Source organism: Enterococcus sp. GC34 (assembly GCF_040886645.1).
Lineage (GTDB): Bacteria > Bacillota > Bacilli > Lactobacillales > Enterococcaceae > Enterococcus > Enterococcus faecalis.
The window spans coordinates 1-25390 of the sequence record NZ_JBFOEF010000014.1; the positions used below are offsets into that span (position 1 = coordinate 1).

Below are 25390 nucleotides of genomic sequence, written 5' to 3' on the forward strand. Positions count from 1 at the left end.
TTTCACAGGTGTCGGCGCTTCGCGGGCCTTACTTCGTCAAGACGAAACAGTGATTAATGGCTTGGTTTCACCCACAGGCAAAGTTGGCTATGTTAACATTGCGACAGGTCCGTTAAGCTCGGGTGCGCCAGCGGCAGAAGTACCTATCGAAACTGCCATCAAATTGTTGAAAGACATGGGAGGCAGTTCTATTAAATATTTCCCAATGAAAGGCTTGGCTCACAAAGAAGAATACCAAGCAGTAGCAGCAGCTTGTGCCAAGTATGACTTTTATTTAGAACCAACAGGGGGCATTGATTTAGAAAACTTTGAAGAAATTGTTCAAATTGCGGTGGATGCTGGCGTTAAAAAAATCATTCCTCATGTTTACAGCTCAATTATCGATCAAGAAACAGGGGACACTAGAACAGAAGACGTGAAAACGTTACTAACCATGATGAAAAACACATTGAATAAGTAGGTGGCAAAGATGAAAATTGCTGCGTTTGGTGAAGTCATGCTTCGTTTCACTCCGCCAGAGTATCTAATGTTAGAACAAACAGAGCAGTTAAGAATGAACTTTGTAGGGACTGGCGTAAATCTCTTAGCAAATTTGGCTCATTTTCAACTAGAAACAGCATTGATTACGAAATTACCTGCCAATCGTCTTGGTGAAGCTGGCAAAGCAGCGCTAAGGAAGTTAGGAATTTCAGATCAATGGATAGGAGAAAAGGGCGATCATATTGGTAGTTTTTTTGCAGAAATGGGTTATGGAATCCGACCCACACAAGTAACTTATCAAAATCGCCATCAGAGTGCTTTTGGCATCAGCGAGGCGAAGGACTACGATTTTGAGGCCTTTTTAGCGGAAGTAGATATGGTGCATATTTGTGGTATTTCGTTAAGTTTAACTGAAAAAACTCGTGATGCTGCTTTGATACTTGCTCAAAAGGCGCATGCCTGTCAAAAGAAAGTTTGTTTTGACTTTAATTATCGCCCTAGTTTGAATACAGCAAATAGCGCACTCTTTATGCGTCAACAGTACGAACGCATTTTACCTTATTGTGATATTGTTTTTGGCAGTCGTCGTGATTTGGTCGAGCTATTAGGTTTCATTCCGCGAGAAGATTTAGAAGGTGAGGCACAAGAAACTGAACTGATTCAGCGTTTCATGTCTCAATACAATTTGGAATGGTTTGCTGGGACAACGAGAAGTCATTCCCAAAATCAAAACTACTTAAGTGGGTATTTATATACCCAAAATGAGTACCAACAGAGTGAAAAAAGACCGCTTCTAAATCTTGATCGAATTGGTGCTGGTGATGCTTATGCGGCGGGGATTTTATATGGCTATAGCCAAAATTGGTCGTTAGAAAAGGCAGTTACCTTTGCCACAGTCAATGGGGTCCTTGCACATACGATTCAAGGAGATATTCCTTTGACAACGGTCAAACAAGTGAATCACGTTCTTGAGCATCCGAATCTTGATTTAATTCGTTAAAGAAGAAAACCAGAAGAAAAGTCGTGTGTGGCTTTTCTTCTGGTCTTTTTTTCATTATAATTAAAAGAAACAGATTGCAAAGGAGGCAGCAGGATGAGTGTTGCACATCTTTTAACAGTTTTAGAAAATGATGAATTTATTGAACGGATTCAAAAACGACCAGAAGCGTTCATTGGAACGACTGGCTTAGTCGGCTTAGAGAATTTACTTGTTCAGACAATTAACGGTTTATTAGAGTTTTTCATTGAAAAGAATCAAGGGAAAATTGCTATACAGTTATCACGTCAACAAATCTCTTTTCAGGTATCTTCCACACGACCGCTTGTTTTTGAACAAAAGCAAGTCGATTTAGAACCACCTTTTCTGTATTTATCTGTTTTACAAGCCTTCTCAAAACAAGTAGGAATCAGTATCGATCAAGAAAAACAGCGGACTATTTTTATTTACCATCGAGGGCAATTGAAAAAACGATTATTATTACCTATTGAAGAAACCCAGGAACGAATTGAAGTCTTGTTTTGGCCAGATACGCAAATTTTTGGTACAGAATCACTTTCTTATATGCGTGTTTTACAACAATGTCAACAGATTGCCATGTTGAATCCAGGCTTAAAGATTCTCTTAACACAAGAAGAGGAACAAAAAAATATTTGTTATTACCCTAAAGGTTTAAGTAATTATTTATTTGAAAAAGATAACCCATTAACTAGAAAAGCCGCACCGATTATTCAAGCCAAGCAAACAGAATTGGCCCTTGTTCAATTTATTTTGAGTAAAAATCATGCGCCGCAAGTGCAAAAAACATTTGTTAATGGGCATTATCCCAGTCTTGGTGGAACCCACTATGAGGGCTTTCTTGATGGCGTAGTGGCCGCCTTCAATCAATTTTTAGAGGAGCAACATTATTCATTATCTGTGACAGCAGATAGTTTTTTAGCAGAATTTGATTTTGTTTTAGCCATTACGATACCAAAGCCCCGCTACACGGATGCAACGAAAACCATTTTAAGAAATACAGAGTTATATGAAGTGGTTAAAGAAGTCGTTTTTGACGAATTACAACACTACTTTCAACGTCATCCCAAATGGTTAGAGCAAGGAAGAAGCGAGGGAAATGAATGAAAATTTTTGTCGATGGCGATGGTTCACCTGTGAAAGAGACGGTTATTGAAATCGCTGTAGAGAAAGCTTTGGATGTGGTGATTGTTACTAGTGTAGATCATTATTCCTTAAAAGATTATCCAGAAAATGTCTCTTTTGTGTATGTTGATAAAGGAGCGGATGCTGCTGATTTTAAAATTGTGCAGTTAATAAAAAAAGGGGATCTTTTAATTACACAAGATTATGGCTTAGCTTCCTTGGTTTTGCCAAAAGGAGTGTCAGTTTTACATCAACTAGGTTATCAATATACGAAAGAAAATATTGATGGATTGTTAGAACAACGCTATTTTAGTGGCCAAATTCGGCGAAAAGGTGGCCGAACGAAAGGACCTAAACCTTTTACAGACAAAGATAGAACAACGTTTAAACAAGCCCTTATTGAGCTGGTGGAACGGAGTCTTTAGCAAGGAAAAGGCAAGCAAAGAATTTTTCCTTCACTAAATTTGCTTCTATTATGAAACTGGGTTTTATGCTAAAATAAGTAAGGATAATTTGAAAAATAATTTTTTCTAAAAGACAGGAAAGAAACTAGGAGGACAAGCATTTGAAGATTATTTTGTTGTATGGCGGCAGAAGTGAAGAGCACGATGTGTCTGTTTTGTCTGCATATTCCGTTTTAAATGCAATCTATTATAAATATTATCAAGTACAGTTAGTCTTTATTAGTAAAGATGGTCAATGGGTAAAAGGCCCTCTCTTATCTGAACGACCACAAAATAAAGAAGTTTTACATTTAACTTGGGCACAAACACCTGAAGAAACAGGCGAATTTTCAGGAAAACGAATCAGTCCTTCGGAAATTTATGAAGAAGAAGCGATTGTTTTCCCTGTTTTACATGGGCCAAATGGTGAAGATGGAACAATTCAAGGATTCATGGAAACCATTAATATGCCTTATGTGGGCGCAGGTGTCTTAGCTAGTGCTAATGCAATGGACAAAATCATGACGAAATATCTTTTACAAACTGTTGGCATTCCACAAGTACCATTCGTGCCAGTTTTAAGAAGTGACTGGAAAGGAAATCCAAAAGAAGTCTTTGAAAAATGTGAAGGTTCTTTAATCTATCCGGTCTTTGTTAAACCTGCCAATATGGGTTCTAGTGTCGGAATTAGCAAAGCGGAAAATCGTGAAGAATTGCAAGAAGCATTGGAAGAAGCTTTCCGTTATGATGCCCGAGCAATTGTTGAACAAGGGATTGAAGCACGTGAAATTGAAGTAGCCATTTTAGGAAATGAAGATGTCCGTACGACTTTACCTGGTGAAGTGGTGAAAGATGTCGCTTTCTATGATTATGATGCAAAATACATCAATAACACGATTGAAATGCAAATCCCAGCACATGTTCCAGAAGAAGTAGCTCATCAAGCGCAAGAATACGCTAAAAAAGCGTATATTATGTTAGATGGAAGTGGCTTAAGTCGCTGTGATTTCTTCTTAACAAGCAAAAACGAATTATTCCTGAATGAATTGAACACCATGCCTGGTTTTACTGACTTTAGTATGTACCCTTTACTATGGGAAAATATGGGCTTGAAATACAGTGATTTAATTGAGGAATTGATTCAGTTAGCTTTGAATCGTTTTAAACAACGCCAAGAATTTTATAATAACTAAGAAGAAAAAATCACACAAGACTGGGACATGACAAGACTTTGGCATGTCCCAGTCCCTGTGTCAGAGGAGCAAAACATAATGAAATTAACCTTCTGGGAAGTAGCGCAAGCGGTTGAAGCCAGTAATAATTGGCAACAATGGCCTGATTTTCCTTTAACAGGCATTGAATTTGATAGTCGTAAAATTGTGAAAGGAAACCTCTTTGTTCCTTTACAAGGTGAAAATGATGGTCATCGTTTTATTGAGAGTGCCATGGCTAATGGCTGTCAGGCCGCTTTTTGGGGACAGGATTTAGTCGATGCACCGCAACAATTGCCTGTTTTGCATGTTACTGATCCACTGGTTGCTATGCAAAAATTAGCTACCTATTATTTAAATAAAATGCAACCGAATGTCATCGCTGTGACTGGCAGTAATGGAAAAACCACCACTAAAGATTTGATTGCTGCTGTGTTATCTGAAAAGTTTGTGACTTACAAAACGCAAGGCAATTACAATAATCAAATTGGCTTACCCTATACTATTTTACACATGCCTGATGAAACAGAAAAACTGATTTTAGAAATGGGTATGGATCACGCTCAGGAAATTTCTTTCCTTTCCAATCTGGCTCAGCCAGAAGTTGCCGCCATCACAATGATTGGCGAAGCTCATGTGGAAAATTTAGGCTCACGAGCAGGCATTGCACAAGCAAAAATGGAAATCGTAGATGGTTTAGCCAAAGACGGTAGTTTATTTGTGCCAAGCGATGAACCTTTGCTAGAACCATTGGTGGAAAAAGTCACGCAACAAGTGATTACTTTTGGTTTTAGCCAGGAAAGTCAACTTCAAGGAATCGTCACAAATGAAGCCAAAGAGCAAACCTCATTCAAAATCAGTGATACACAAATGACGTTTACGATTCCAGTGCCAGGAACCTATAATGTCACCAATGCATTAATCGCAATTGGCATTGGTCGGTATTTCGAATTAACGGATAGTGAGATTCAAAAAGGGTTGGCTACAGCGGAACTAACAAAGAATCGGACAGAATGGCTGAAAGCAGCGAATGGGGCCGAAATTTTAAGTGATGTGTACAATGCCAATCCGACAGCTATGGGTCTTGTTCTGGACAGTTTTAGCAAAATGTCCAAAGTAGGAAAACGAATTGCTGTTTTAGGAGACATGCTGGAATTAGGTCCTGATTCTGCTGCCATGCATCAAGCAATGGCGCAGCATTTAGCCCCAGATGCGATTGAAGAAGTCTTTTTATATGGTTCTGAAATGGCTTATTTAGCTGATAAATTGCAAGAAACCTATGCACCAGCTAACATTCATTCTTTTAAAAAAGAAGAAAAAAATGAGTTGATTGAAGCTGTCAAAAAAGTCTTACAGCCAGAAGACATGGTGGTTTTAAAGGGAAGTAACGGGATGGGACTTCGTGAAGTCATCGATGCACTTTTGGAAAAGTAAATAAGTTTCATAAAACTTGCTGAAAATAGGATTCTATGATAGAATGACCTATTGCCGGAAGATGACGAGAAAAATTGAATCGTAGTAAATAAAATAGATCTATTTCTATGTTTAATAATAAATGTGAAGCTGAACGACCACGTTTGGCTTTTCTAATGCCATAAGGTGAATTTTTCGGTGAAATCAGGAAAGAAGAAATAGTTGGCACACTATAATGGATTTCTTTTTAACAACTGAAAGTGAAGACACCTGAAACTAGGAAGAAATCGTTCTTTCCGAAACAAAATCTAGGAGGATATCATTTGAAATTTAAAGAACTTGGTTTAGCGCCAGAATTATTATCAGCGGTAGAACGCGCAGGCTTCGAGGAAGCAACCCCTATTCAATCAGAAACAATTCCGTTAGCGTTAGCAGGAAAAGACGTAATCGGACAAGCACAAACAGGAACAGGGAAAACCGCTGCTTTTGGCTTACCAATGCTTAACAAAATTGACGCAGACAACCGCGTTATTCAAGGATTAGTCATTGCACCAACCCGTGAGTTGGCTATCCAAACACAAGAAGAGTTATTCCGTTTAGGCCGCGATAAAAAGATTCGCGTCCAAGCCGTTTACGGTGGGGCTGATATCGGTCGCCAAATCCGTGGACTAAAAGATCGTCCACATATCGTTGTAGGTACACCAGGACGTTTACTAGACCATATTAATCGTCGTACCTTGAAATTAGAAACTGTTGAAACATTAGTTTTAGACGAAGCAGATGAAATGTTAAACATGGGCTTCTTGGAAGACATTGAAAAAATCATCTCACAAGTGCCAGAACAACGTCAAACACTTCTATTTTCAGCAACTATGCCGCCAGCAATCAAGAATATTGGCGTGAAATTCATGAAACAACCAGAACATGTGAAGATTAAAGCCAAAGAAATGACGGCTGATTTAATTGATCAATATTATGTACGTTCAAAAGACTTTGAAAAATTTGACATTATGACACGTTTACTAGACGTGCAAACCCCAGAATTGACCATTGTCTTTGGTCGGACAAAACGCCGTGTTGATGAACTTGCCCGCGGGTTAGAAGCGCGTGGTTACAAAGCAGAAGGCATCCATGGCGACCTATCACAACAAAAACGGATGAGCGTTTTACGTTCATTCAAAAATGGTAACTTAGATATCTTAGTGGCAACAGATGTAGCAGCACGTGGGTTAGATATTTCAGGTGTCACCCATGTCTATAACTACGATATTCCACAAGATCCAGAAAGTTATGTTCACCGTATTGGTCGGACAGGTCGTGCTGGTAAAGGTGGTATGTCTGTGACGTTTGTAACACCAAACGAAATGGGTTACTTACATGTCATCGAAAACCTAACGAAAAAACGGATGACACCATTACGTCCACCAACCGAAAAAGAAGCATTTAAAGGACAATTAAGTGCAGCTGTTGAAACCATCGAAAGTGATCTAGAAGAAAATGGTTTAGACAAATATCTAGAATCTGCTGAAGCATTATTAGAAAAATATTCAGCGACAGACTTAGCTGCGTTATTATTAAAAACAGTAGCGAAAGATCCAGCAGATGCGGTTCCTGTAAAAATTACCCCAGAACGACCATTGCCTTCAAATAAAAAAGGCTTTAACAAAAATGGCCGTGGTGGTGGCGGTGGGAACAACCGTAATCGCAACCGTGGTGGCAATGGTAAAGGTGGCAGCTATCGTGGCAACAAAAACCATAAAGATGGCGACCGTAATTACAAAAATAGCGACCGCAAAAATAAAGATCAACGTGGCGGCAAACGTCATAACGATAAAAAACGTGGTTTCGTCATTCGCGAAAACGCTAAATAATCAAAAGAGCGAGTGTTCCGTCTATGAACGGAACACTCGCTCTTTTTTGGTAGATAATCGTTAAATAGAAAAACTTAAAAAAAGTAAAAAAGGCATCAAAATGATATAGAAAAAGAAAAACGCCAAAATCATCCAAGTTTTCAACGGGGAAGTTAGATTGAAGAGTTTCAGTTTTTGTTGTAGCAAATGAATGGTTAGAATCCAAACCAGTTGCAAGAGAAAAAATAGGCTGGGATTTTTAAAGAAGATTGGAAATATGTAGAGTAACAAAGTAAAAATAAATAGGGCGCAACGAAGTAACTTTTTTTGCCGAGAAGTTAAAGTCATACGTTTTTCTCCTTTTTCTTTTTATTCTCCCATAAGTAGCCAAAATTTGCTATAAAATATTAGAACATCCGCTTAGTTTCCTGATTTTTTTCCGATACTTCTTAGTTGTTGTCTTACTTTTATAAAAATTCAGAAAAATTTTATAAAAATGTAAATAGGAAGAAAACGTATGGTACTTCAATTTGTGTGAGGATCTTGTAAAACATTCTTTATTTTTTTAGCGAATCAGTGGAAAAATTTTGAAATTTTGTTAAAATGAAAGGTAATTCGGAGTAACTATATTAAATAGGAAGTAAGGCGGAAAATGATAAAGGGAATTGGTATTGACGCAGTAGAATTAAGTCGGATAAAACCGATTGTTGAAAAACAAGGATCGTTTATTCAACGGGTTTTAACACCTAACGAATTGACCCTTTTTGAAAAGTTATCTACAAAACGTCAAATAGAATTTTTAGCTGGTCGTTTTGCTTGTAAAGAAGCGTTTTCTAAAGCATGGGGCACAGGGATTGGTAAAGTTGGTTTACAAGATATTGAGGTGCTGACTGAAAAGACAGGTGCACCGTACGTAGCAAATTCGCCCCATAATGGTAAAGTGTTTGTCTCGATTACGCACACAGATACTATGGCGATTGCACAAATTGTTTTAGAAAGCGAATAACAGAAGCAACGAAGAAAGAAGGATGTACAATGGTCGTTGGATGGCATCGTCCTACACGGTTACATATCGATACGCAAGCAATTACTGAAAATGTCCAAAATGAATGTCAACGTTTGCCAGAAGGAACTGCTTTATTTGCGGTTGTGAAAGCGAACGGCTATGGGCATGGCGCCGTAGAATCCGCCAAAGCGGCGAAAAAAGGTGGCGCGACAGGTTTTTGTGTCGCCTTATTGGATGAAGCAATTGAATTGAGAGAAGCAGGTGTTCAGGACCCCATTTTAATTTTGAGTGTGGTAGACTTAGCTTATGTGCCTTTGTTGATTCAATATGATTTATCTGTAACGGTAGCTACACAAGAATGGTTAGAAGCTGCTCTTCAACAACTAACGCCTGAGAGTAACACGCCATTACGTGTTCACTTAAAAGTCGATACTGGCATGGGACGGATTGGCTTTTTAACCCCAGAAGAGACTAAGCAAGCAGTGCGGTTTGTTCAATCCCACAAAGAATTTTTATGGGAAGGGATTTTCACTCATTTTTCAACAGCTGATGAAATCGATACAAGCTATTTTGAAAAACAAGCAGGGCGTTTTAAGGCTGTTCTAGCAGTTTTAGAAGAGTTACCTCAGTATGTCCATGTTAGCAATAGTGCGACAGCGTTATGGCATCCTGATGTGCCAGGAAACATGATTCGCTATGGTGTAGCCATGTATGGGTTGAACCCTTCAGGTAATAAGCTGGCCCCAAGCTATGCGTTAAAGCCGGCCTTGCGGTTGACCAGTGAACTCATCCATGTAAAACGCTTAGCGGCTGGCGAAGGAATTGGCTATGGCGAAACCTACGTGACTGAATCCGAAGAGTGGATTGGGACAGTGCCAATCGGTTATGCAGATGGCTGGTTGCGTCATCTCCAAGGATTTACAGTGCTCGTGAATGGCAAGCGTTGCGAAATCGTTGGACGAGTGTGTATGGATCAATGTATGATTCGTTTAGCAGAAGAAGTTCCTGTCGGCTCAGTCGTTACATTAGTTGGAAAAGATGGCAATGAAGAAAATACGTTACAAATGGTAGCCGAAAAATTAGAAACCATTCATTATGAAGTTGCATGTACTTTCTCACAAAGAATCCCCAGAGAATATAACTAGATAGGAGGTTCCACTATGGTCAAACGCGGAGATATTTATTTTGCAGACCTTTCCCCAGTAGTGGGCTCGGAACAAGGTGGCGTCAGACCTGTCCTTGTTGTCCAAAATAACTTAGGTAATCATTTTAGCCCAACGATTATCGTTGCGGCGATCACAGCCAAAATGGCAAAGCCAAAATTGCCAACACATATCGGGATTAATTCTGATGAAACAGGCATTGAAAAAGATTCAGTGATTCTTTTAGAGCAGATTCGAACAATCGATAAGGGCCGCTTGAAAGAAAAAGTTTGTCATTTGAGACTTGATATTATGGAAGAAGTTGATCGTGCCTTAGGCATCAGTGTTGGACTTAGTAGCGATTCAGCCCCAGCAAAAGCAAATTCAGCTACATAAAGAACGATAGCTACTATGAAATCAACAAAGACGAATTGGATTTTTGAAAAAGCAACTGATTGAATTTGGTTTGCTAAACATAGTTTGAGTAAAAGCGAGAGGGATAGCCAAGTGGCATCTCTCTTGTTTTTTTGTTTTGTATTTAAAAAATTAAAATATAAATATAAAATTCGAATTTTTATCATCTTGTTTTAAATAAAGTTGTTGGCAAGGCTCAAACGGAATGTTACAATCAATACTATATAGAGTTTTTAAAGAGCGTAACTGGTGATTTTACAAGTTTTGATTGTCGAGTGATGACATAAAGGAGATTATATTTGTATGATGATTGTTGTACTTTTAATGAGTAGTTGCTTATTTTTATTTGTAAGCTATCAATTGTATTTGCGATTACTTGTCGAAAAACTGGATTCAGAGGACCGGACATTAAAGAGGAAAATAAATTTCTATAAGTATCAGAAAAATAGTCGTTTAATGATTTATTTATTGTTTAGTGTTTGTCTACTTAGCGTATTATTGTTAGGAATTGTTTATACATATTATCAATTAAATCAACGAAATATCCGCATGGAACAGCGGATCGAGCGTTTGGCACAGGGCCAAGCTACTCAAGGTGACAAAATAAAAAAACAAGCGATTAAAAAAACAGCCTTAAATCAGTTTCCCTGGAAGCAAGCTGTTTCGGCAGAATCGGCCGCTGTCTTGACGAATTATGAATTACAATTAGCGCGTGAATGGCGTCCTTACCTCGGAGAGACGAGTATCACAATAATTAGAAGTGAAAAAACACAAACCTTGACACTGTCTGTTTTTTCAGTTGGCTTAAGTTACCCTGAATTTCAAACAGCCCAAGACAATATTTTAGCACTTATTTCAGAATTGAATTCAGTCAAAGAAATTACCATGATTGATTTTAATTTTACTTATCGAGATCAAGAGCAAACCCTTGTCAAATCCATTGATACGTATGCTCGTGAGACACTTGAAACAAATTTGGAGCCTGTCGTGATTAGTTAAAAGGACGAGAGAAAGGACATATAAATGACAAAAAGACGTTTAATCAAAAAAATTAAAGATATTTCGGATGATACGCTTGAAAAAGAAGTCTTTTTTCAGCCAGGATTCGAACCAGAAAAAATAATTAGCGGAATCAAACCAGAACAACAGGAAAAAGAAATGGCGACGTTAAGAGAAAGGCTCGCCTACTATCAGAAAAAAGAAACAGCCTTTAAAAAACTTCAAGAAGAAAATGAGCAATTAAAGAACCAACAAGAAACGGAAAAACAAGCATTAGAAGAAAAAAATCAGGCATTACTTGAAACACTAAATCAAAAAGAACATGAAATTTTTGAATTGGAAGAGCAACTGGAAACAAACAGTGAAACCACGACAGAGGCTACTACTCTTCAAACAAATCTGCAAAACGCAGAAAAACAATTAACCACTGTACATAATCAAATGGAACGTTTAGAAAGTGAATTAACGCAGCAAGTGGCAGAATTAGAAAAAGAATCGGCTGAACAGCAACAACATATCCAGACATTACACAACCAGTTAGCAGAAGAAAAAGGAAAGTTGGAGAAAAAAGGGGATATTACAGGAATGGAAAAGCAAGTAGAAACGTTAACGACAGAATTAGAAGAAAGCACAACGACTCAACAAGCATTGCAGGAACAAATTGAAAAACTAACTGTACAATTACAAAAAGTAGAAGCCGAAAAACAAACCTTACAAGAGGCTGCCCAACAAGAAGTGATTGTGAAACAACGCATGGAGGAGTTAAAGAATGAGCTTCAAAATAGTTTACAGCAAAAAAATGAAGCGGAAGTAAAATTAGGGCGACTGCAAGGTGTCAATGACAAACATCTTGCTGAAAAGCAAGTTTACGAAGGGGAATTAGCTGCTCTAAGAAAAGAAGTAGAGTCCAAAGAAGACAGTTTAGAACAAGTTCAAAAAGAATTGAAGACACTACAAGCCGTTTCAAAAAATATTGAACCGAGTAGTGAGCAGTTAACAGAACTGCTACGTGCAAAACAGCAAATTAACGATTTATTAATGAAAAATCAGCAATTACAAGAAGAGGCTTTAAAATCGCAACAAGAAATTGGCGAAGTGATGGTTTCTGCCAAAAAAGAAGCCAATCGGATTGTTAATGAAGCAAAAGTAGAAGCAAAACACCTAATTAATTCTGCAGAATTAGAAATGTTAAATATTGGTAACCGAGCGAAAAGTATTTCGAATGAAGTCGAAGCGTCAAAAGTAGAAGTGCTTGAGATTTATCGAGAATTAGAGGAACGCTTAACTAAACTGACACGTCTTGAACAAGATAATTATTAATAAAATGGTCAGTAAAAAGTTAATGGGAGCAAGGAAACTACATTGTCTTGGAGTCCTTTTTTTAGCTGTTACACTAAGTGGCTCTGCAGAACGATTACAGGCTGCTGCTATCTCAAAGGAAGAGCAGTCGCTAAGGCAACCGCTTATCAGGAAAAACATAGTAACAGAGAAGAGCGAATATCTTGTAGAAGCAAATCAAAGTATCTGGGAGCTGGCACAAGATGCGCAGAAACCACTGAATCAGTTTATGAAGGAGAACCAGTTACGTAGTAGTTATATAAAAAAAGGAACGCAATTAGTCAAATAGAAAAAAGGAGTAAAGAAAGGAAAAGTTTATTTAAGGAGCTTTTCCTTTTAAGAAAACGATGGAAGAATGGATAAAGCCAGTTATGCGAACAATTCGCCACATTAAGCGCGCCTTCTTGAAGCAAAAGTTGCCTGCGACATATCAGCTAAAAAAGCAAAAGACTAACAAAGCAACGGAATATTTGCTTGAGCAAACAGATAACCATCAATCAATAAGAGGACCGCAAAGAAAAATGACCGCTGAAGAGATTAAAAAAAAGCGGCAAGCCTACCAAAAGAAACAGCGCATCCAAGTCGTTAGATTTTTTATGCCAGCTATTCTTTTCGCCATTTTTGTGTTCTTTTTTGTTTTAAAGACATCTAGCTACCCAATTGCTGGGCAATCCATGAAGCCGACACTTAACGCAGGGGAACGAGTCTTAGTACAACGGACGAAGCAAGTAACAAGGTACGATGTGATTGCATTTAAAGCACCGCTAGCTAGCAAAGGTACGTACGTCAAGCGAATTATCGGGGTTCCTGGTGATCGAATTTGGGTAAACGAGGGGAAAGTTTATCTTTCAGAAGAACCTATAGCAAGCGATAATGAGGCACTGCCTGAGAATGCCAGTCGTTTTGACTTATCAGAAGAAGCGGCTGCCCAACTTCGCCTGTTTCAGAAGATTCCAGCCGGTCATTACTTTGTCTTAGGGGACAATCGTACGCATTCAAGTGATAGTCGTACGTTCGGCTTTGTCGAGATACAAGCGATTGAAGGAATCGTGGTATTTAAAATGGCGCCGTTTAAGGAAATAGGGAAAGTAAAATAAAAAGCTTAAGTCAGCCATCTAAGAGTAGGGTACTTAAGCTTTTTTTGGAAATTATTTGCCCAATAACAATTGAATGATTTTTTCAATTGATTGCAGGTCATAACGATTACTAATATCCGAAAAAATATAGTAATGGTCATACTGGGCAACGAGCGGTTCATTATTGGTATTCATTAAAAGCAAATCATAATGGTTTTCTGCGTTGTAAGGCTCAATTTTCAGCGGATATTTTCCAGCGATACTCTGTTGTATTTTTTGTGCTACCAACTCGCTATAAGCACTGCTCAGTGAGTGATAAACGCCAATGGTTATTTTTTTTTCATTTAATTCAGCAATGTGATTCAAAATAAGCGTATAATTAATTTCAGTAAATTGATTTTGGTACTTAGAAATAGTGGCTTCTGTGGCAAAGTTCGTTGTAGCGATTTCCACTAATTCGTAAACTTCACTTTCACTAAAAGGATGACGTAAGACTTTCAAAAGTGACTGAATTGTCCAATAATCAAAGGGTAAAATAAATCCAGAAAAATAGTAGAGTTGCGCATGTAATTGAAAAAGTAAATTTTCAATATAAAGTAATCGAATAGGCAGTACGTAATGAGATAGATAACCATGTGCTTTAAGATACGTTAAAATAACTCGGTTCATTTCGTTAAGATACGTTTTTTCGATTCGTTGTTGTTTTGCTAAACGAAAGGCGAAAGCAGCATTCGCAGAATAATTATGCATGGAACAAAAAAAGTCATAAAACATATAGGCTTCGTTGCTTGTATATGGACGGTCGATTCTTTTCATATATGTATGTATAGATAAATTAATTTCTTCAAATAAAGGTCGATCGAGTTGGGCATCCTGTGGACTAATCGTTGGCAGGGGTTCTAAAACCATGCGACGAAAAGAAATTTTCATCCAAAGTTTAATTTGGAGAATTTCTGTATGATCAAAGGTAATTCTGGGAATTTCTTGTAATATCTCAATTAATCCTAGGTATTGATTGGCCAGCTCTTTTTCCAAATCTGTTTTTTCTTCAAAGATAAACCAGAAAAAATTAAAAAAGAAAAAGCGAATTTGTTTTTCTTCGCCAACAAGTTTTCCTCGTTTGATACGTAAATTAAACTCATTGAGTAAATCATTTAATTCAACAATTTTTCGATAATACGTAGCAGAGCTAATGGCATAATTCTGTTGAAAATATCCGCCATTTATTTCATTCTTATGGAAGAGCTGCTGGACCATGTGAAACTTAATAGATTTATCCAAGAACAACATGATCATTGATTTCATGGAAAAGGTTGGTGCTTTGTTTAGATAAAGGGTATCACCTAATGCAGTCACGGTGAGGCTTTCTTGAAGTTGCTCTTCTTTCAAAAATTGCTCTAAAAAAGAAAGGTATTCATTCAATGTTGGTAAACTAATATTGAAAAAATCTATTAATTCATTTCGTGTTGCTTGACCTTTATTATTATATAGGAATAATAAAATATCATTCATATAATCATAAGGTTTCTCTAGAAAATCTCTTTTTAACATCGTTGCTCACCTCTCTTTTAAGAATACTGCATCTATGATAAAATGGCAATAAACAACTGATAAAAAGATTGCTTTTTGAAGTGTTTTTTATTATCATTTAAAAAAAGGAATAAAAGAAAAAAACAAAGCATTTAAATGACAACAAAATAATTAAAATGAAGGAGCGACAGAATATGAACAGCGTAGTGAATTTTAGAGATATCGGAGGATTTCCAACGAAACAAGGCACATCCGTCAAGACAGGGCATTTTTTTCGGAGTGGGGAACTCGTTAATGTTGCACAAGAGGATCAACAGATGCTAGTAGAGAATTATCAAATTAAACGGATTTATGATTTTAGAAGTGCAGCAGAAACGCAAGAACGACCAGATGATTCAATTCAAGGAACCAACTATTTACATATAGATATTTTGGCCGATATTCAGGCACAGACCGCTTCATTAGAAGGAATGCTTAAAACGGTTGGTTCACCCGATGCAGCAATGGACATGGCTTATAAAGAGATGGTTCTTTCCAATTCGGGCCGCAAAGGTTACCAAACATTTTTTGAAAACTTTTTAAGTTATCCACAGGAAGCTATTTTATTTCATTGTTTCGCAGGAAAAGATCGAACAGGAATCGGTGCAGCCTTGATATTAAGTGCTTTAGGTGTGGAACATTCATATATTTTAGAAGATTATTTAAAGACGAATGAGCAAAGAAAAGCCGCTAACGAGCAGATTATTGCACAATATCAAGCAAATGGAACATCTCCAGCAGAAATTCAACAATTAGAAACGATGCTTTACGTGAAAAAAGAGTACTTAGCGACCGCTTTACAGGCGATTGAAAAAGAATTTGGTTCGGTAGAGGGCTATTTAAAAGAGGGACTCGGCTTACCTTTATCCGCCAAAAAAGACATGCTAAGTCTGTACACAAAATCATAGATCCTAAAAAAAGGACTATCCTTTCTAAAAAAGAAGTTTTATAATAGAAAAGAATCTGTTTGTAAGGAGGGATAGGGAATGAAAGAAGGACAAGAACAATTCTTAACGTTCATACTAGATCGAACAAAAGAAGATAAAAAAGAAAAAATGCAAGCGCTACTTGCAGAAATGTTTGAACGCCAACAAACAGGCAAATTAGATAAAATGTACTTGATGACAAAAGCACCAAAACTTTTGGCTTATTTAAAACCAGAAGCCATTGATGAAGTTAAACAAGTCGTTTCGGAATTTTCTAAAAATATGAAATAAACAATCTTAGCTTGAACTTACGACATTTTAAAAATGTGTCGTAACATTCAAGCTTTTGTTTGTTATTCTCTTGTATTTTATGCTAAAGTTATTCAGGCACAAAAAAAAGCAGGTGATTTTATGAAACATATAAAAAATACATGGGAACTATTTATTTTAGATTGGAAAAGAATTTTTAAAAACCCAGTAGCAACATTTTTGATTGTTGCCTTAATGATTATTCCATCATTATATGCATGGTTTAATATTAAAGCACTATGGGATCCGTATTCAAATACAGGAGAGTTACCAATAGCGGTCTATAGTGATGACCAAACAGCAACTTTTCAAGATAAATCGGTCAATATTGGTGATGAAGTCTTGAAAAACTTGAAGAAAAACAAGCAATTAGGCTGGCGTTTTGTTGATTCCAAAAAGGAATTAGACAAAGGGGTCCAATCAGGAAAATATTTTGCCGGGATTTATTTACCTAAAGATTTTTCCAAAGATTTGCTAAGTTTTACTTCCGGTGATATCAATAAACCTAAAATTGAATACTCAATTAATGAAAAAATTAATGCAATTGCACCGAAAATTACGTCAAAAGGCGCTTCTTCCATTCAGTCACAAATTTCGGAAGAATTCATTAAAACAGCAAGTAGTACGTTAATCAAAACATTCAATGATATTGGCTATGATATTGATAAAAACATGGTTAGCATTCAAAAAGTTAAGAGCATGATTTTAGATACAGATGCCAACATTGGAACCATTGATACGTATGCAAAACAAGTCACAGACTTACATGGTAAGATGCCTGAGCTAAAAGAAAAATTAGCGAAAGCCAACGATGCGATGAAATATTTACCTGAAGTTGATGCTTTAGGAGAGAAGATTGTTGAGCTAAATGGCAAAATGCCAAGCATCAAAGAACAAGCTAGTGTTATTTTGACGTTACAAGAAAAAATTCCAGAAATTCAAAACGCTGGCCGACAAATTGCTATGATTGATGAAGACTTTGCCTCTGTGGAACAAACAATGAGCGAAGGAATCCAAGAAGCAAAACAAGGATTAGAAATCATTCGACAAGTTCAAACGGCGTTACCAGATATTCGTAAACTAGGTGATCAAGCCAATGATTTAGGGAATGTCACATTAGATGGCGCCAATAAATTGCAAGAGGCGTTACCTGATATTACGCGGAGTGTTGCGACGATTGTCAAGGCAATTGAAACAATTAGTTCTGGTATAAATATCGGATTAGAGCAACTGAAGGATAAACGTTTGCCAGTGGAAGAAAGAGAGCAAATTAAACAACAAATATCTGAAAATTTAGCGAGACAGCATGAGAATATTCTGCAATTAATTCAATTGTTTACGCAACTACAAGAAGCAACTGGAAGTACTGCATTGCAAGATTCAATTGATAAATTGAATGAGCTAAATCAAATTATTTCAGACTTGAAAACGGTAGTTGATGGTATTGACGTCAACGCAGTAACAAATGATGACTTAACAATAATTCAAGATCAAGCGAAACAAGTACAGGATACTGCAGCAAAGATTCATCCAGATGAAATTAGTAATACCGTTTCAACCATTTTAAACAAACTAACTAGTACCATCCAAAACGCTCAAGGTCAACTAAACAAAGCACAACAAATTGACTTTGAAGGGTTATTGAGCTCAACAAGTCAAACGGTAACTAATGCGATTTCTTTATTAGAAAAATATCAAGCCGAAATGCCGGCAATTAAACAAGAAATTCATGATGCGAATACGATGTTGAATGGCAATATGGAAACCATTGTCAATGGCATTAATCGTGGTGCTGATTTGTATAAAAACGATTTACCAGTCATTCAAGACAAAGTCAGCAAAGCGGCAGCCTTTATGCAAAATGACTATCCAGGTATCCGAAAAGATTTAACGAATACCTTGAAAACAGTCAATGAGAAAATGCCAGATGTTGAAGCGGCCTTAGACAAAGCCAACGAGCTGATTATTAATGATTGGCCAAATATCAAAACAGGATTACACAAAGCAGCGAATGCAATCCGTAAAGGTGAAAAAGAAGTTGATTTAGGCGAAATTCTTAAATTACTAAAATTAGATGCCAATAAAGAAAGTGACTTCTTTACACAACCAGTTGAAGTCAAAGAACATGCTGTTTATCCGATTGCTAATAATGGTTCGGCAAGTACGCCATTCTATACAGCTTTGTGTTTATGGGTTGGAGCTGTGTTATTCTCAAGTGTTGCGACAACGGATGTTTATCTCGAAGGAAAAGATAAAAAACGCTTCTCTAAACGGGAACAATTTTCAGCACGGATGTTTACCTTCATTGTCATGGGGATTGGTCAAGCACTGATTGTAACCTTAGGTAATTACTTTGCGTTAGGCGTAGATGTTCGTAATCCAGCGTATAGTGTCTGGTTTGCTGTATTGATTGCCATTACGTTTATGATAATGGTTTATGTGCTCGTTGCTCTCTTTGGCAATGTAGGGAAAGGAATTGCGATAATAATCTTGGTACTATCCATCTCTGGTGGGGGTGGGAACTACCCAATTCAAGTCTCAGGTAAATTCTTCCAAATGATTAATCCGTTCTTGCCGTTTACGCATGCCGTGAACTTGCTAAGGGAATCAGCAGGAGGCATTTACTGGCCAAATGCTTGGTTTGCCATTTGGATTATGGTGGGGATTTCAGTCGTCTTTAGTATTGGCGGCGCAATTCTTTATCCACATCTGGAACACAGATCGAAAAAATTTGCGGCTTTAGCACAAAAGAGCCATTTATTCCATTAAAAAACAAAAAGCTGAAAACGTCTCTAGCGTTTTCGGCTTTTTGTTTTTCTTTATTTTCAAGGTAACCCTAACAAAGAAGTTTTGGGGGCTCTTGCTTTTGACTTTTTGGCAATGCTAAATAATAAAATCTCCCTCAGAAAGTGAGGTTTTTTGTGTACAAATGTATAAAAAGGTTTTATAGTATTTTTTTAAGAAATAAAAAGTGGGTAGGGGTTGTAAAATGATTCAAGCATTGCTTCAACGATATGAGAAAAAAATTGAACGTCGTAAATTGGAAAAACGAACAGCATTCGGTGCTTTTGCCGGGCGGATTGGGCTTGTTTCTAATTTATTTTTATTCGTTAGTAAATTTATGATTGGCTTGCTTTCAGGTAGTGTTTCAATCATGGCAGATGCCATTAATAGCTTGTCCGATACTATTTCTTCAGTTTTAACATTAGTCGGTTTTTATATTGCTGGTAAGCCAGCGGATAAAGAACATCCCTATGGCCATGAACGTTTTGAATATATTAGTGGAATGCTTGTATCATTAGTGATTACGTTTATTGGGTTTGAGTTTCTAACGACCTCCGTTGATCGTATCCTGCATCCAGAATCAATCAAGGTGACACCCATTTTATTTGCTGTTTTAGCTTTGTCAATTGGGATTAAAATTTGGCAAGGGCTGTTTTACAAAAAAGTATCAGCAAAAATTGATTCTCAAGCATTAGTTGCTTCTGCTAAGGATAGCTTTAATGATGTTTATACTACATTAGCTGTTTTGATTTCTGCATTTATTGAAGGCGTCACTGGTTTGCGAATTGATGGATATATTGGTTTTTTAATTGCTGCATATATTATTTATAGTGGGCTGCAGTTAATTCGCGAATTTATTAATGAGTTGATGGGCATGCGTCCGAGCCAAACAGAAATTGATGAAATGAAAAATGTCTTATCAAAAATGGAAACAATTGTAGGGTATCACGATTTACTGATTCATAATTATGGTCCTAGCCAAACGTTTGCGTCTGTTCACATTGAAATTGATGATCGCTGGGATTTAAATAAGGCCCATCAGACAATCGATGCGATTGAAGCGAAGTTTAAAGAAGAGTTGGATGTTAATCTTGTTTGTCATATTGATCCAGTGAATTTGTATGACCCAACACAACAATTTGTTCATCAAACAATCAAAAAGATTATTCGTTCTTTTGATGCGTCTTTAAAAGTCCATGATATCCGCTTAGTTACCCATGGCGAAGAGCCGAAGATTTTGTTCGACTTGGTTTTACCTACAGAATCAAAATTATCTGAATTTGAACTGGGTGTGGAAATTCAGCGGCAAGTTTATGAAAAAATTGGTCGTTATAAAGTGGAAATTACCTTCGATCATACGTACTTGTTACAATAAAAGGGAATAATTAACTAAGTTTTTAAGCGTGAGCCAAAAGGTCAAATAGACTTTTAGCTCTCGCTTTTTTGTTTAGAGAATGCAAATCCTTTTGTTATCTGGATTCTCTTGATAAGATAAAGGAAGCGGGGGACTTTAAATGAGTGTCTGATTAAAAAAAGATGGTGATTTTTTTATCTTTTTCAGTAACAAAAATCAATTGACTTTTCATTGTGAGAAGCGTAGCATATGGATTTGTTTGATAAAAAATAATGAAAAAAGTGAGCGGGTCACTCTAGAGAAAAGGAGTAGAAAAAAATGGCGGATTTAAAACGACTGTTCATTGGGAAACCATTGAAATCAGCCGAAAATGATGAACATAAATTAAGCAGATTTGCAGCGCTTGCGTTGTTATCTTCTGATGCACTTTCATCCATTGCGTATGGTACAGAACAAATAGTGGTGGTTCTGGTTACTTTGTCGGCGGCTGCGATTTGGTATTCATTGCCAATTGCTGCATTTGTTATTATTTTACTTATTTCTTTAACATTGTCGTACCGACAAATTATTCATGCGTATCCGCATGGCGGCGGCGCATACGTTGTTAGTAGTGAAAACCTCGGCAGAAATGCCGGTTTATTGGCTGGTGGTTCGTTGTTAGTCGATTATATGCTAACAGTAGCCGTTTCAGTTTCAGCGGGCGCAGAGGCGATTATATCGGCGATTCCGGCGTTATATGGTCATCAAGTAGCAATTTCTATTGGGATTGTGATATTGATTACCTTAATGAACTTGAGAGGCCTGCGAGAATCTGCTTCGTTCTTAATGTTGCCAGTGTATAGTTTTATCGCAATTATTACCTTACTGATTGTTGTTGGGCTATTTAAAATTGTGACTGGCGCACAGCCATTGAATGCGACAGCTTTACCAGGAGCCGTGGTTCCAGGAATTTCTATTGCCTTAGTTCTACGGGCTTTTTCATCTGGTTCTTCTTCCTTAACAGGGGTTGAAGCAATCAGTAATGCAGTGCCATTCTTTAAGAAACCACGAGCAAAAAATGCTGCTGGGACGTTAGCGTTAATGGCAACGATTTTAGGGTTCTTCTTCGTGGGGATTACGTTTATTAACTATTGGTATGGGATTGTGCCAAAAGAAGAAGTGACAGTTCTTTCACAAATTGGGAAAGCGGTCTTTGGTCAAAATATTTTATATTATTTATTACAGTTTGCGACAGCCTTAATTTTAGCGGTTGCCGCTAACACAGGATTCTCAGCCTTTCCAGTTTTGGCTTATAACTTAGCCAAAGATAAGTTTATGCCGCATATGTATATGGATCGTGGCGACCGTTTAGGCTATTCAAACGGTATTTTAACTTTAGCTGCTGGTTCCATTGTTTTATTATTGATTTTCCAAGGTTCCACAGAACGTTTAATCCCATTGTATTCAATTGGTGTGTTTATTCCGTTTGCTTTGTCTCAATCGGGGATGGTTGTAAAATGGCGAAAAGAAACTAAAAATTGGTTGCCAAAATCAATTGCTAACATTGTCGGCGCCTTTATCTCTTTCGCGATTATCGCCATTTTGTTTATTTATCGATTAGGGGACATCTGGCCGTTCTTTATTATTATGCCAGTGTTGATTTATGCATTTTATCGGGTCAACACTCACTATAAAAATGTGGCGGAACAGCTACGTTTAGAAGATGGGGCACAGTTGCATGAGTTTGATGGGAATACAGTTATTGTTTTAGTAGGGAACGTAACCAAGGCAAATGTCGGCGCCTTGAACTATGCGCGTTCCATTGGTGATTATGTTGTTGCCATGCATGTCTCAATGGATGAAAACGTTGAGAAGGAAAAAGAAATTCAGGAAGAGTTTAAAAAACACTTCCCGGACGTTCGTCTATCAATTGTCCATTCTTCGTATCGCTCACTGCAAAACCCTATCTTACGTTATGTTGATTTAGTTAGTAAAAATGCCACGAAGCATAACTACAGTACAACAGTTTTAGTACCACAATTTGTACCGAATAAACGTTGGCAAAATATTTTGCATAACCAAACAAGTTTACGCTTGCGGATTCGTTTAGCGTGGCGGGAAAATATTATTGTGGCTACCTATAGTTATCACTTGAAAAAATAAAAAAATCTGCCATCTTTTGATGGCAGATTTTTTTATTGACGTAATTGTTTTTGATAAATTCTAGCGCAAGACTGCTCTTCAGTGGTTACCATGGTCAAAAATTCCCAGTCATATCTTTCATAAAAAGTAGTATGGTCTGTGAGCAAATAAAGCTTTTTAAATCCAGAATTAGCAAGAAAATCACCAACTGTTGTTAAAAGAATTCCTGCTAAGCCTTGGTGACGAAATGTTGGTTCGACATACAATGCACAAAGGTTTGGCGTAAGGTCTGCACGATTGTGGAAGTCATTATCAATTACGCCCACGCCTGCAACGATGTCCTGCTGTTTATTCAAGCAGAACCACCAATGTGGTACGTGGTTTTCGCTAGTTAGCATTTCCTGCATACTTGCTTGATACGCTTCAGCGGGGATTTGCCACTTTTGGCTAAACCATTGAGCAGCTGACGGAATTAAGTGTGGTTGTTGGTTTAAATCGATAATAGTGTAGTTAGACATTATTAATCTCCTAGATAAAAGAACAGATCCCATTGAAAAGAAACAATGTTGGATCTGCTCTGCATTTTTTATTAATTGGAATGTTTGCTAGCTGGGTCTAAACGACGTTCAATAATCCCTAGAACCCAATCTGTGATAATCGCCATAAAGGCCGTTGGTAAGGCACCGACTAAAATGATAGAAGCACCATCTGTGGCATTGGTTCCACGAATAATAATATCCCCTAAACCACCAGCACCAACGAAAGCACCAATCGCAGTAATCCCGATTGCGACGACTAACGCATTTCGAATACCTGCCATGATTACTGACACAGATAAAGGTAACTCGACCATATAAAGAAGTTGTACTTTTGTCATACCCATTCCTTTACCAACATCTAAAATATTGCGATCTACTTGAATCATGCCAGTGTACGTATTTTTGATGATTGGTAGGAGAGAATAAAGGAAGACCGTTACAACCACCGTGTTGACGCCTAAGCCCATCCCCAACATTAAAATCGAAAGCATTGCCAAAGCTGGTACTGTTTGGATAATGTTCGCTAAACGGATAATCCAGTTGGCTAAGCTACGTTTACGTGAAATCATAATCCCAATAGGAATCCCGACAATTGCAGCAAAGATTACGCCATAAATCGAAATTAAAAAGTGACGTAAAAATTGTTGAAAGACGTAGCCGCCATTTTGTTGGAAATAGTAGATAAATTGTTGGAATAAATTCATATTATTCATCTGTTACTCCCCCTCAAAATAGTTATTTTCTTTTAAGAAACGTTCGGCTACGACAGCAGGTTCAATTAAATCATTATCTGCTTGATAGTTCAATTCTTGCATTTTTTTGGTAGAAATTTTACCATCTAAGCGATTTAAGACATCTTTGATTTCCGGCGTTTCTTTTAATAATTTGTCACTAACCACAGGAGCGGCATCATAAGGCGGGAAGAAGCGCTTGTCATCTTTTAACATGACTAAATCGTAACTACCAATCCGGCCATCTGTTGAGTAACCTAAGATAACGTCCATTTTTCCAGCGTTGACTGCATCGTACACCAAGCCAATTTGCATTGGTAAAATAGATTTAAATTGGAAGTTGTATTCCTTTTTAAAGCCTTCATAACCGTCGCCTTCACGTGTGATCCACGCAGTATCGACACCAGCAACTAATTTGTCTGCGACTTTCCCTAAATCACTGACTGTTTTTAAATTGTATTTCTCAGCCGTTTCTTTTGTAACTAAGAATACATAAGTATTTTCAAAACCATATGAAGGGAACCAAGTTTGTTGATAACGTTTTTCAAATTCTGATTGAACTAGATTGAACGCTTTTTTAGGGTCTTTTTCCGCTGGTAAGCCAAGCGTAGTAGTCACGTCAGTACCAGTATAACGAGCTGCAGAAATTGAAGCATCTCCGTTTAACATTGCTTGGTGATTGATGGTCGTAGTGGCTAAGTTGTTAATCACATTTGTTTTTTTATCTGTGTAGTGCTCAACCATATCCGCTACAATGCTCCCTAAAATTTGCGCTTCTGAAGTAATCCCACCTGTAATGGCAACAGTGTTATCATCAGAAGTTGAAGCGAGACCAGGTAAAGAACAACCTGCCAATAAAAGTAAACTGCTTAAGAAGAGTAAGCTTAACTTGAGTTTCTTTTTCATCATTATTCGCCCTCCCTTAAAGCTTTTGGCGTTAAACGATTTTCTAATAATCCAAGAAGAACATCTGCTAAAAGCGCTAAAATAGTTACCGGAATAGTCCCGCCAAAGATTAATTCTGGCTGATAGTTATTTAATCCACTGAAAATCATATCACCAAGACCACCTGCACCAATATAAGAAGCCAGTGTAGCCCAAGCAATGACATAGACAGCAGCTAAACGAATGCCGGCCATAATTGTTGGCATGGCAATGGGTAATTCAACACTAAAAATAGACTGTAAATTGGTCATGCCCATGCCTTTAGCAACATCTCGGTAATTTTCATCGACATTTTTCATTCCGATATACGTGTTTCTTAAAATAGGTAGAAGGGAATAGATGAATAGCGCGATAATAGCGGGTGTTTTGCCGACACCAAAAATTGGAATCATCAAAGCTAATAAAGCTAACGAAGGAACCGTTTGTAAGGCACTTGTTAAACCAATGACAATATTGGCTACTTTGGGCAAACGTGTTAACCAAACGCCAACGGGCACAGCGATAGCGACCCCTAATAAAAGTGCAAAGAATGAAATATAAATATGTTCAATACTTTTTGAAATCATTTCTGATCCATATTCTTGAAAGAAGCTACTCATT

25 protein-coding genes are annotated in these 25390 nt (G+C 37.4%); 19 read left to right on the forward strand and 6 right to left on the reverse strand.

Translation table 11 applies throughout. The features are described 5' to 3' along the window. From AB3I72_RS12385 to AB3I72_RS12415, 7 genes are all read left to right on the forward strand, one after another. Positions 1–460, forward strand: a 460-nt coding sequence (locus AB3I72_RS12385; RefSeq protein ID WP_002379154.1) for a KDGP aldolase, incomplete at its 5' end; no start/stop codon positions are given. Between the two features lie 9 nt (positions 461–469). Beyond that, positions 470–1480: a sugar kinase gene (locus AB3I72_RS12390; protein WP_368023965.1), complete on the forward strand. Its 1011-nt coding sequence runs from the start codon at positions 470–472 to the stop codon at positions 1478–1480. 93 nt (positions 1481–1573) lie between these two features. Further along, positions 1574–2602: a hypothetical protein gene (locus AB3I72_RS12395; RefSeq protein WP_016614050.1), complete on the forward strand. Its 1029-nt coding sequence runs from the start codon at positions 1574–1576 to the stop codon at positions 2600–2602. Then, the gene (locus AB3I72_RS12400; protein ID WP_176944838.1) at positions 2599–3045 is read left to right on the forward strand and encodes a YaiI/YqxD family protein; all 447 of its coding nucleotides are present in this window, start codon (positions 2599–2601) and stop codon (positions 3043–3045) included. The genes AB3I72_RS12395 and AB3I72_RS12400 overlap by 4 nt, the downstream gene beginning before the upstream one ends. A gap of 140 nt (positions 3046–3185) precedes the next feature. Next, entirely contained in the window at positions 3186–4256 is a 1071-nt protein-coding gene (locus AB3I72_RS12405; protein WP_002355721.1) for a D-alanine--D-alanine ligase, read from the forward strand. Between the two features lie 78 nt (positions 4257–4334). Further along, positions 4335–5708 carry a UDP-N-acetylmuramoyl-tripeptide--D-alanyl-D-alanine ligase gene (gene murF, locus AB3I72_RS12410; RefSeq protein WP_305728526.1) on the forward strand — a complete coding sequence of 458 codons (1374 nt, stop codon included), beginning with the start codon at positions 4335–4337 and terminating at the stop codon, positions 5706–5708. 302 nt (positions 5709–6010) lie between these two features. Beyond that, complete coding sequence (locus tag AB3I72_RS12415; RefSeq protein ID WP_002355724.1) at positions 6011–7558, forward strand: DEAD/DEAH box helicase; 1548 nt, start codon at positions 6011–6013, stop codon at positions 7556–7558. A 60-nt stretch (positions 7559–7618) separates the two neighbouring features. Here the strand turns inward: AB3I72_RS12415 and AB3I72_RS12420 are convergent, their stop codons facing one another. Further along, positions 7619–7885, reverse strand: a complete 267-nt coding sequence (locus AB3I72_RS12420; protein ID WP_010827210.1) for a hypothetical protein — start codon at positions 7883–7885, stop codon at positions 7619–7621. A gap of 304 nt (positions 7886–8189) precedes the next feature. On the opposite strand from AB3I72_RS12420, the gene acpS reads away from it, so the two are divergent. The 7 genes from acpS (at position 8190) to lepB (ending at position 13533) form a co-directional block, all read left to right on the forward strand. Next, entirely contained in the window at positions 8190–8543 is a 354-nt protein-coding gene (gene acpS / locus AB3I72_RS12425; RefSeq protein ID WP_002355727.1) for a holo-ACP synthase, read from the forward strand. Between the two features lie 29 nt (positions 8544–8572). Further along, positions 8573–9688, forward strand: a complete 1116-nt coding sequence (gene alr / locus AB3I72_RS12430) for an alanine racemase (RefSeq protein ID WP_002419384.1) — start codon at positions 8573–8575, stop codon at positions 9686–9688. Between the two features lie 15 nt (positions 9689–9703). After that, complete coding sequence (locus tag AB3I72_RS12435) at positions 9704–10081, forward strand: type II toxin-antitoxin system PemK/MazF family toxin (protein WP_002355729.1); 378 nt, start codon at positions 9704–9706, stop codon at positions 10079–10081. Positions 10082–10402: 321 nt separating this feature from the next. Continuing rightward, positions 10403–11098 (forward strand): hypothetical protein, encoded by a 696-nt coding sequence (locus AB3I72_RS12440; RefSeq protein WP_368023966.1) that lies wholly within the window; start codon positions 10403–10405, stop codon positions 11096–11098. Positions 11099–11122: 24 nt separating this feature from the next. Beyond that, positions 11123–12418 carry a hypothetical protein gene (locus AB3I72_RS12445; protein WP_368023967.1) on the forward strand — a complete coding sequence of 432 codons (1296 nt, stop codon included), beginning with the start codon at positions 11123–11125 and terminating at the stop codon, positions 12416–12418. Continuing rightward, a complete protein-coding gene (locus tag AB3I72_RS12450; RefSeq protein WP_142961169.1) occupies positions 12399–12725 on the forward strand; it encodes a hypothetical protein in 327 nt (108 codons plus the stop codon). The genes AB3I72_RS12445 and AB3I72_RS12450 overlap by 20 nt, the downstream gene beginning before the upstream one ends. A 58-nt stretch (positions 12726–12783) precedes the next feature. After that, positions 12784–13533: a signal peptidase I gene (lepB, locus tag AB3I72_RS12455; RefSeq protein WP_368023968.1), complete on the forward strand. Its 750-nt coding sequence runs from the start codon at positions 12784–12786 to the stop codon at positions 13531–13533. Positions 13534–13584: 51 nt separating this feature from the next. Here the strand turns inward: lepB and AB3I72_RS12460 are convergent, their stop codons facing one another. Beyond that, a complete protein-coding gene (locus AB3I72_RS12460; protein WP_261998559.1) occupies positions 13585–15063 on the reverse strand; it encodes a helix-turn-helix domain-containing protein in 1479 nt (492 codons plus the stop codon). A 173-nt stretch (positions 15064–15236) separates the two neighbouring features. On the opposite strand from AB3I72_RS12460, the gene AB3I72_RS12465 reads away from it, so the two are divergent. From AB3I72_RS12465 to AB3I72_RS12485, 5 genes are all read left to right on the forward strand, one after another. Further along, on the forward strand, positions 15237–15989 hold the full coding sequence (locus tag AB3I72_RS12465) for a tyrosine-protein phosphatase (protein ID WP_061100775.1): 753 nt from the start codon (positions 15237–15239) through the stop codon (positions 15987–15989). Positions 15990–16067: 78 nt separating this feature from the next. Beyond that, positions 16068–16298 carry a hypothetical protein gene (locus AB3I72_RS12470; RefSeq protein WP_002355737.1) on the forward strand — a complete coding sequence of 77 codons (231 nt, stop codon included), beginning with the start codon at positions 16068–16070 and terminating at the stop codon, positions 16296–16298. Positions 16299–16418: 120 nt separating this feature from the next. After that, on the forward strand, positions 16419–19085 hold the full coding sequence (locus AB3I72_RS12475; protein WP_080442427.1) for a YhgE/Pip domain-containing protein: 2667 nt from the start codon (positions 16419–16421) through the stop codon (positions 19083–19085). Between the two features lie 220 nt (positions 19086–19305). Continuing rightward, positions 19306–20475, forward strand: a complete 1170-nt coding sequence (locus AB3I72_RS12480; protein WP_002386999.1) for a cation diffusion facilitator family transporter — start codon at positions 19306–19308, stop codon at positions 20473–20475. Positions 20476–20772: 297 nt separating this feature from the next. Next, complete coding sequence (locus AB3I72_RS12485) at positions 20773–22596, forward strand: APC family permease (RefSeq protein ID WP_002379167.1); 1824 nt, start codon at positions 20773–20775, stop codon at positions 22594–22596. A gap of 32 nt (positions 22597–22628) precedes the next feature. Here AB3I72_RS12485 and AB3I72_RS12490 read toward each other — a convergent pair whose 3' ends face one another. From AB3I72_RS12490 to AB3I72_RS12505, 4 genes are all read right to left on the reverse strand, one after another. Continuing rightward, positions 22629–23093, reverse strand: coding sequence for a GNAT family N-acetyltransferase (locus tag AB3I72_RS12490; RefSeq protein WP_016630129.1), 465 nt, complete (start codon positions 23091–23093; stop codon positions 22629–22631). A 71-nt stretch (positions 23094–23164) separates the two neighbouring features. Beyond that, complete coding sequence (locus tag AB3I72_RS12495; protein WP_002363261.1) at positions 23165–23827, reverse strand: ABC transporter permease; 663 nt, start codon at positions 23825–23827, stop codon at positions 23165–23167. 3 nt (positions 23828–23830) lie between these two features. Continuing rightward, the gene (locus AB3I72_RS12500; RefSeq protein ID WP_002355743.1) at positions 23831–24751 is read right to left on the reverse strand and encodes an osmoprotectant ABC transporter substrate-binding protein; all 921 of its coding nucleotides are present in this window, start codon (positions 24749–24751) and stop codon (positions 23831–23833) included. A 2-nt stretch (positions 24752–24753) separates the two neighbouring features. Then, a complete protein-coding gene (locus AB3I72_RS12505) occupies positions 24754–25389 on the reverse strand; it encodes an ABC transporter permease (protein ID WP_002355744.1) in 636 nt (211 codons plus the stop codon). Position 25390 lies beyond the last annotated feature (1 nt).

Excerpts from the sequence above, each read along its gene's own strand:
- AB3I72_RS12390 (WP_368023965.1), top strand. The coding sequence starts at position 470 with ATGAAAATTGCTGCGTTTGGTGAAGTCATGCTTCGTTTCACTCCGCCA.
- AB3I72_RS12395 (WP_016614050.1), top strand. The coding sequence starts at position 1,574 with ATGAGTGTTGCACATCTTTTAACAGTTTTAGAAAATGATGAATTTATT.
- AB3I72_RS12400 (WP_176944838.1), top strand. The coding sequence starts at position 2,599 with ATGAAAATTTTTGTCGATGGCGATGGTTCACCTGTGAAAGAGACGGTT.
- murF (WP_305728526.1), top strand. The coding sequence starts at position 4,335 with ATGAAATTAACCTTCTGGGAAGTAGCGCAAGCGGTTGAAGCCAGTAAT.
- AB3I72_RS12420 (WP_010827210.1), bottom strand. The coding sequence starts at position 7,885 with ATGACTTTAACTTCTCGGCAAAAAAAGTTACTTCGTTGCGCCCTATTT.
- acpS (WP_002355727.1), top strand. The coding sequence starts at position 8,190 with ATGATAAAGGGAATTGGTATTGACGCAGTAGAATTAAGTCGGATAAAA.
- alr (WP_002419384.1), top strand. The coding sequence starts at position 8,573 with ATGGTCGTTGGATGGCATCGTCCTACACGGTTACATATCGATACGCAA.
- AB3I72_RS12435 (WP_002355729.1), top strand. The coding sequence starts at position 9,704 with ATGGTCAAACGCGGAGATATTTATTTTGCAGACCTTTCCCCAGTAGTG.
- AB3I72_RS12440 (WP_368023966.1), top strand. The coding sequence starts at position 10,403 with ATGATGATTGTTGTACTTTTAATGAGTAGTTGCTTATTTTTATTTGTA.
- AB3I72_RS12445 (WP_368023967.1), top strand. The coding sequence starts at position 11,123 with ATGACAAAAAGACGTTTAATCAAAAAAATTAAAGATATTTCGGATGAT.
- lepB (WP_368023968.1), top strand. The coding sequence starts at position 12,784 with ATGGAAGAATGGATAAAGCCAGTTATGCGAACAATTCGCCACATTAAG.
- AB3I72_RS12460 (WP_261998559.1), bottom strand. The coding sequence starts at position 15,063 with ATGTTAAAAAGAGATTTTCTAGAGAAACCTTATGATTATATGAATGAT.
- AB3I72_RS12465 (WP_061100775.1), top strand. The coding sequence starts at position 15,237 with ATGAACAGCGTAGTGAATTTTAGAGATATCGGAGGATTTCCAACGAAA.
- AB3I72_RS12470 (WP_002355737.1), top strand. The coding sequence starts at position 16,068 with ATGAAAGAAGGACAAGAACAATTCTTAACGTTCATACTAGATCGAACA.
- AB3I72_RS12475 (WP_080442427.1), top strand. The coding sequence starts at position 16,419 with ATGAAACATATAAAAAATACATGGGAACTATTTATTTTAGATTGGAAA.
- AB3I72_RS12480 (WP_002386999.1), top strand. The coding sequence starts at position 19,306 with ATGATTCAAGCATTGCTTCAACGATATGAGAAAAAAATTGAACGTCGT.
- AB3I72_RS12485 (WP_002379167.1), top strand. The coding sequence starts at position 20,773 with ATGGCGGATTTAAAACGACTGTTCATTGGGAAACCATTGAAATCAGCC.
- AB3I72_RS12490 (WP_016630129.1), bottom strand. The coding sequence starts at position 23,093 with ATGTCTAACTACACTATTATCGATTTAAACCAACAACCACACTTAATT.
- AB3I72_RS12495 (WP_002363261.1), bottom strand. The coding sequence starts at position 23,827 with ATGAATAATATGAATTTATTCCAACAATTTATCTACTATTTCCAACAA.
- AB3I72_RS12500 (WP_002355743.1), bottom strand. The coding sequence starts at position 24,751 with ATGAAAAAGAAACTCAAGTTAAGCTTACTCTTCTTAAGCAGTTTACTT.
- AB3I72_RS12505 (WP_002355744.1), bottom strand. The coding sequence starts at position 25,389 with ATGAGTAGCTTCTTTCAAGAATATGGATCAGAAATGATTTCAAAAAGT.